Origin of the sequence: Pararcticibacter amylolyticus (assembly GCF_003130405.1) — a bacterium.
Lineage (GTDB): Bacteria > Bacteroidota > Bacteroidia > Sphingobacteriales > Sphingobacteriaceae > Arcticibacter > Arcticibacter amylolyticus.
This window is the reverse complement of the sequence record NZ_QEAS01000002.1, coordinates 299,457-306,781: the sequence shown is the minus strand read 5'-3', so window position 1 is coordinate 306,781 and position 7,325 is coordinate 299,457. Positions and strand designations below refer to the sequence as shown.

The window sequence follows — 7,325 nt, the reverse complement described above, 5'->3', positions numbered from 1 at the left end:
TTCCCGTATTCGTCCTGAACAACTTAATCGCTATCGCCAGCAGGATCACGCCGAAGGCTTTCCGCAGGATGTTAAGCCCTGATTTACCCAGAAGGCGCTCAAGCAAAACAACGTTCTTGAGAACAAAGTAAACAAAGATCATATTCAGAACTATACCAACCAGGATATTCTGGGTAGCGTATTCCGATTTAAGCGAAAGGAGAGTGGTCATCGTTCCCGCTCCGGCGATCAGGGGAAACGCGAGAGGAACAATGGAAACGGTTTCAGGTACTTCTTCTTTAAAGAAATTGACCCCGAGGATCATTTCCATTGCAATAAAAAAGATCACAAAAGATCCGGCTATTGCGAAGGAAGCGACGTCGAGGCCAATAATATTTAATAGTTGCGTTCCGAGGAATAAGAACAGGATCATGAGGATCAGCGAAACCAAAGTGGCTTTTTCCGACTGTATATGACCTGCTTTTTTTCTTAACTCGATAACAACAGGTATGGATCCTATGATATCAATGATCGCAAAAAGGATCATCGTAACCGATATTATCTGTTTGTGATCGAATATTAAGTATTCACTCATGAAAAGTTTGCGTTTGTGATGATCCGCAAAGATAACACTTTCCTGCCGTTCTACTCTGCGATTTTCTCATCTATAACTTCACGTACCTTACTGTTTTTACGACCGTACGCAAAGTAAATCGCAATTCCCAATGCCATCCAGATAAAAAGGCGGATCCAGCTCTCAAATGGCAGAGAGTACATCAGGTACACACAAACCAGTATGCCGAGGATAGGAACAACCGGAACAAACGGAGTTCTGAAAGGACGAACGGCGTGAGGCAATTTACGTCTCATCACCAGCACACCTATACACACCAGGACAAATGCGAAGAGTGTTCCGATACTCACCATATGGCCCAGGTCTGACACAGGAACGAATCCCGCAAAAATACTCACGAAGAACATGAAGAAGACATTCGTCTTCCAGGGTGTAGCGAATTTCTTATGAACAGAACTGAAGAAAGAGGGCAGGAGCCCGTCTTTAGACATGGTGTAGAATACCCTCGATTGTCCCATCAGCATCACGAGGATAACCGAAGTATAACCTGCGAGGATTGCAATGATCAATCCATCCTGGAGAAAACTATAACCTGTCTGTGCGAATGCGGTTGCAGCGGGTTTTGCGTCTCCTGCAAAATCTTTATAGTTCACCAGACCGGTCATTACGTGTGCAAAGAGAACATACAGGATCGTGCAGACAACCAGTGAGCCCAGGATACCGATTGGCATTCCCTTTTTGGGGTTCTTGGCTTCCTGCGCAGCAGTTGATACCGCATCAAAACCAATGAATGCAAAGAAAACAACGGCAGCCCCGGTTGAAATTCCGGTCCATCCGAAATTCTCGAACTTGCCCGTATTAGCAGGTATATAAGGTTCGTAGTTGGCGGGATTAATGTGGCTCCATCCGAGAGCGATAAACACAAGTACCACTGCCACTTTTACTATTACCAGTACATTGTTCATCGTAGCGGATTCTTTCGTTCCCCGCATTAATACGAGAGAAAGCAGCATGACGATAAAAATAGCGGGGAGATTGATAAAGCCACCCTCTATAATCGTTCCATCTCCCAGTTTAACCGTCTCCCATGGAGAAACTGCAAGCTGATGAGGGAGCGCTATATTATATTTATGCAGGAATTCCAGGAGATATCTGGACCAGCTTACCGACACAGTAGCAGCACCGAGGGCATATTCCAGTACCAGGTCCCATCCTATGATCCAGGCGGTAAATTCTCCCATTGTAGCATACGAATAGGTATAAGCACTGCCCGCCACCGGTATCATAGAAGCAAATTCAGCGTAGCAAAGGCCTGCAAATGCACACGCGACAGCCGCCAGGACAAAAGAGATGGTAACGGCAGGTCCTGCATTTTCGGCAGCTGCAATTCCGGTAAGGGAAAACAAACCGGCTCCGATAATAGCTCCGATACCAAGGGCTACTAAGTTAAAACTTGTGAGAGAGCGTCTGAGATGACCCTCTCCGCTGGATCCTGCTTCCAGCAATAATTGTTCAATGGATTTTCTGTAAAACATACAGCTTGTTTACGTTTCTAATAAAGACTTGTATTGATAATTGAAATTTTACCAAACGTAATGCTTTTTCTTTTTAAAAAAGAAGGTAAATACATAAAAAAAACTGCCTTTTTCATGTATTTGCCGTAAGAATTAATGCAAAACTAAAAGAAAGCGGGGGTTTTGATGGTTTTAATGGCAATTGCCATCAATCCACAAGCGTTTTGTTAAACGAAATCACCTTTTCTGCTTTTTGATCTGTTCTATCTGCCGATCTTTTTTTCGCTGAAACAAATGTCTTTTCTTTTCCTGTTTTATACATTGCATCTGTTACATGCGGAGCAGAAGAGATATGAGGAGCGATAATAAGTGAAACGATCGACATCAGCTTGATCAGGATATTCATAGAAGGACCAGAAGTATCTTTAAATGGATCTCCGACAGTATCTCCGGTCACTGATGCCTTGTGCGGATCAGAGTTCTTATAGAACATTTCTCCTTTTATATCAGCACCTTTTTCAAAGGATTTTTTCGCGTTATCCCAGGCACCACCCGCATTCGATTGAAACATTCCAAGCAGTACGCCTGATACCGTTACCCCAGCGAGTAATCCGCCAAGAACCTCCGGGCCAAGCGTAAATCCTACCAGTACAGGTACGATCAGTGCAATAGCGCCGGGCAGTAACATTTCACGGATGGAAGCCTTAGTAGAGATCTCAATACATTTTTCATATTCCGGCTTTGCCTTATACTCCATAATCCCCGGAATTTCCCGGAACTGTCTGCGCACTTCCTGTACCATATCCATTGCGGCACGGCCGACAGCCGCAATAGCCAGAGATGAAAATATGTAAGGGATCATTCCCCCTACAAACAGCCCCGCAAGGACGTTTGCTTTATAGATATCAATAGAATTAATTCCTGCGATGCCCACGAAAGCTGCAAACAGGGCCAGAGAGGTCAGGGCAGCTGATGCAATTGCAAATCCCTTTCCGGTAGCGGCCGTCGTATTGCCGACAGCGTCCAGGTTGTCGGTCCGTTTGCGGACTTCTTCTGGCAGCTTACTCATTTCTGCTATTCCGCCCGCATTATCAGCAATCGGTCCAAAGGCATCGATTGCCAGTTGCATGGCTGTAGTTGCCATCATTCCAGCCGCGGCAATAGCTACTCCGTAAAGCCCCGCAAAGTAGTAGGAGCCGTAGATGCCCAGTGCCAGCACAAGCGCCGGCATCAGCGTTGATTCCATACCCACAGAAATACCTCCGATGATATTCGTTGCGTGGCCTGTGCCCGAGCGGTTTACAATTGAGTTGACCGGCCTTTTGCCCATCGCAGTGTAATACTCCGTAATAATGCTCATCAAAGTACCAACTACCAGTCCGACCATGATGGCTAAGAACACATCAGTACTGTCAAAACTGACTCCGCGGATGCTCATGGTAGCCGGAAGCAGCCAGCGAACCGCAAAATAGGAGGCAATGGCTGTAAGAATAATAGACATCCAGTTGCCCGTATTCAGAGCATTCTGCACATTGTCCGTTTCGTTTTTAATTCGTACAAAATAGGTGGAGATAATAGAGAAAATTAAACCTATTCCTGCTATCAGCATAGGGAGCAGTACAGGGGCGATCCCTCCGAAACTGTCATTTGATACGATTTCCCTCCCGAGTACCATTGTCGCAAGGATTGTGGCCACGTATGAACCGAAAAGGTCGGCTCCCATACCGGCTACGTCCCCTACATTATCGCCCACATTATCTGCTATTGTGGCCGGATTTCTGACATCATCTTCCGGGATACCGGCTTCTACTTTACCAACCAGGTCAGCACCCACATCTGCCGCTTTGGTATAGATGCCTCCGCCGACCCGGGCGAACAGCGCAATCGATTCCGCTCCAAGAGAAAACCCGGCAAGAACTTCAAGGGCTTTCTGCATCCCGGGGCCGTTCACGCTGCCTCCGGTCTGTACTACATATATCTGATAGAATACGATGAAAAGGGAACCCAGACCCAATACAGCAAGCCCGGCAACCCCCAGACCCATGACACTTCCTCCTGTAAACGACACTTTAAGCGCCCGTGCAAGACTCGTTCTGGCAGCCTGTGTTGTTCTGACGTTCGCTTTGGTCGCGATATTCATCCCTATATAACCAGCTAATGCGGAGGTAAAGGCACCGATTAAAAATGCTATAGAAATAAGCCAGCTTGAAGTCTCCACAAGTGTGCCAGACCACGCTAAAAGGGCTCCGGCAACGATTGCGAAGTAAGATAATATTTTCCATTCTGCCTTTAGGAAAGCCATAGCCCCGGCTGCTATATATCCGGCAAGGGTGTTCATCGTTTCGTCTCCCGTTTCCTGCCTGCTCACCCATCCCGATTTTGACAACATGACAAGGATTCCTATCAAACCCAGACAAGGGATAATGTAAATTAGATTGTTGTAAAATAGATCCATCGATTGGTTTTTCTGTTAGTTACAAGTTAGTTAAACGCCAAATATAGATTCGTTGCCGCTATTATCAAATAAATTTATAAGGAAATAGGTTTTATTTTTTTGCTGATTAGTGAGTTGCTGAAATTCAGATCAGCACAATAACGTATCTATAGAAGGAAAAAGAAGGGCTTAAGCGGTCATTTTGCCCGACTTCTTCAGATATTTTATCATGAGATATACAACTGTAAGAACAACCAGAGTAAAGATTATCAGGATGTTCCGCAGATCCGTGTCTGTCCGTGTCACGTCCGGATAGTTTAACAGGAGCAGGAGCGTGATCCCCACCAGCCATACATACTGGGTGTTGTATTCTTTCAGGATCCATCTCCTGGCATTAAACCGCATACTTTTCATGGTAGCTCCCAGGCCTTTGAAGTTAATGAGCCAGCGGCTCACCCTGCTGCAGTAGACGTTAAAATCATTCCCGAACTTATTACGAAGAAAGTTCTCTTCAGCCAGTACAATAGCCTGATAAATGAACAGGAAGAGCGGCATAAATACCGCCAGGAAAAGAAGTGAGTTAGATAAAATCCCTACGCCAAGGAGCATCAGGATATTGCCGACATACAGCGGGTTCCGGCAGTGGTTAAACACGCCCTCTGTTACCAGGTTGTTTGCGTATACTTTTTTGTCTTTACCGCCGCGTTCTATATAGGCCAGCCCAATGGTCAATCCCCGGATGAGCTGCCCCGAAATTGTAATAAAAAGGCCCAGCACAATCGGCCAGATATAGTAATCAGGGCCCATCGCCCCGGGGGTGAATACTTTACGCGAGGGAATAAACAATGCCAGGTAAAGGAAGATGAACAGGAAATTCCTGTACTTAAAAAAGAAGTTGCCGATAGCAATCATGTTAGTTTTTTATAGCAATTACACCCGAGAAATTGTACCATTTGAAGAACGTTTCGCAATGAGAGAATCCTGCCTCTCTGAGAATAAGGATGTTTTCGCTCAGCTTGTAAGGGATGAGCACATTTTCAAGAGCCTCCCTCTTCTGTGAGATTTCAAGCTCGCTGTAATGATTGCGGCGCTTCATGTCGTAATAATACTTAATGAAATTACGGTTGAAAAGACTTTCCTCGGCGAGGATCTTTTCAACAAGGATCAGCACACCTCCGGGTACCAGGCCATCGACTATCGTTCTCAGTACTTTTTCGCGTGCTACCGGCCTTATAAACTGAAGCGTAAGGCAAAGGACAACTACCGAGGCGTTTTCCACTTTGAAGCTGTCGTGCATATTAGCTGCGATAAGGTCATACGGACGGGTAAACCCGGCTTCTTTAAGCTTCTCATTGCACTTTTCCAGCATCTGCGGTGACTCGTCTATCCCAACAAAACGGATATCCTCAGAGATGGTGGTGTTCATCCCGATCATCGTCGTACCGGTGGAACATCCCAGGTCGTATACATTTGTTCCTTTTTGCGCGTGGTCTGCAGCCAGTTCGGAAATCATCCTCTGCATTTCATCGTAATATGGTACCGAGCGGCTCACCATATCGTCAAATACACCGGCAACCTTCGAACCGAACTTAAAGTCGGACACTTTGTTGATTTCTTCCCTGAAAACCTCATCCCGGATTTCAGGACCTTTTTGTTCTTTTTCTTTAGATCCCTGCAGCATATACCGCTAAATTTACTTATTAACCTTCTTGAGTTGAATTTGTTGATTTTCCAGTGTTTAATTTCTCTAAAATAGAAATTTCATCTGATTATCAAATAGGGGGATTTAAGATAAAAATTTAGCCTAATTTCTTACCTTTGCAGCCTTAATGACAGGAATACCGCAGACTTACATCAAACTATAAAGTCTTATGAATCAGAATGTGAAAGTTGGAATTGTACAAACGACCTGTACTGCCAGCAAGGAGGAAAATCTCGCAAAAGCAATTGTTAAAGTAAAGGAAGCAGCATCAAAAGGGGCGGAGATCATTTGTCTTCAGGAACTATTCACCTCTCTTTATTTCTGTGATGTAGAGGATTACGACAACTTCCTGCTTGCCGAAAGTATCCCGGGACCGTCAACTGCTGCTCTCTCGGAAGTGGCGAAAGACCTGAATGTAGTGATAATTGCTTCATTGTTCGAGAAACGTACCCAGGGCCTGTATCATAATACTACAGCGGTAATCGATGCCGATGGCAGTTATCTTGGTAAATACAGAAAGATGCACATTCCTGACGATCCTGGTTATTATGAGAAATTTTATTTTGCTCCCGGTGATATCGGATATAAAGTGTTTAAAACAAAATACGCCACAATCGGTGTGCTTATCTGCTGGGATCAGTGGTATCCGGAAGCAGCCCGCATTACCTCACTGATGGGTGCTGAAATCCTGTTTTTCCCGACAGCTATAGGCTGGGCATCTTCTCAGGATATTGATACAAATACTGAACAATATAACGCATGGCAGACCATTCAGAGAAGCCATGCTGTAGCAAACGGCGTTTATGTAGTGAGCGTTAACAGAGTAGGCGATGAGGGGCACATGAAGTTTTGGGGCGGTTCATTTATAGCGAACCCTTTTGGATCAGTGCTTTATCAGGCTTCACATAAAGAAGAAGAAGTTTATGTGCACGAGCTGGATATGACAAAATCAGATCGATACCGTACACACTGGCCGTTCCTCCGCGACAGACGGATCGATTCGTACGCTCCGATTACAAAACGTTATATTGATGCTGAAGACCAGGACTAACGTATGTTGAAAAATAAGATAGCCCGGAACTTTGGCACCAAAGCTTTCAGGTTATCTGAATTTTAGCTCCG

General features: G+C 45.1%; 6 protein-coding genes. 1 reads left to right on the top strand and 5 read right to left on the bottom strand.

Going from position 1 to position 7,325, the window contains the following annotated elements:
- The 5 genes from DDR33_RS03760 to cmoA form a co-directional block, all read right to left on the bottom strand.
- On the bottom strand, window positions 1-574 hold a 574-nt coding region (locus DDR33_RS03760; RefSeq protein ID WP_109414420.1), incomplete at its 3' end, for a MarC family protein.
- A 50-nt stretch (window positions 575-624) separates the two neighbouring features.
- Window positions 625-2,088 (bottom strand): amino acid permease, encoded by a 1,464-nt coding sequence (locus DDR33_RS03755; protein WP_109414419.1) that lies wholly within the window; start codon window positions 2,086-2,088, stop codon window positions 625-627.
- A gap of 187 nt (window positions 2,089-2,275) precedes the next feature.
- Complete coding sequence (locus DDR33_RS03750; RefSeq protein ID WP_109414418.1) at window positions 2,276-4,522, bottom strand: sodium-translocating pyrophosphatase; 2,247 nt, start codon at window positions 4,520-4,522, stop codon at window positions 2,276-2,278.
- Window positions 4,523-4,690: 168 nt separating this feature from the next.
- The gene (locus DDR33_RS03745) at window positions 4,691-5,413 is read right to left on the bottom strand and encodes a methyltransferase family protein (RefSeq protein WP_109414417.1); all 723 of its coding nucleotides are present in this window, start codon (window positions 5,411-5,413) and stop codon (window positions 4,691-4,693) included.
- A 1-nt stretch (window position 5,414) separates the two neighbouring features.
- The gene (cmoA, locus tag DDR33_RS03740) at window positions 5,415-6,182 is read right to left on the bottom strand and encodes a carboxy-S-adenosyl-L-methionine synthase CmoA (protein WP_109414416.1); all 768 of its coding nucleotides are present in this window, start codon (window positions 6,180-6,182) and stop codon (window positions 5,415-5,417) included.
- Between the two features lie 190 nt (window positions 6,183-6,372).
- Between cmoA and DDR33_RS03735 the strand changes: the two genes are divergently transcribed.
- Window positions 6,373-7,254 (top strand): carbon-nitrogen hydrolase, encoded by an 882-nt coding sequence (locus DDR33_RS03735; protein WP_109414415.1) that lies wholly within the window; start codon window positions 6,373-6,375, stop codon window positions 7,252-7,254.
- Window positions 7,255-7,325: the final 71 nt, after the last annotated feature.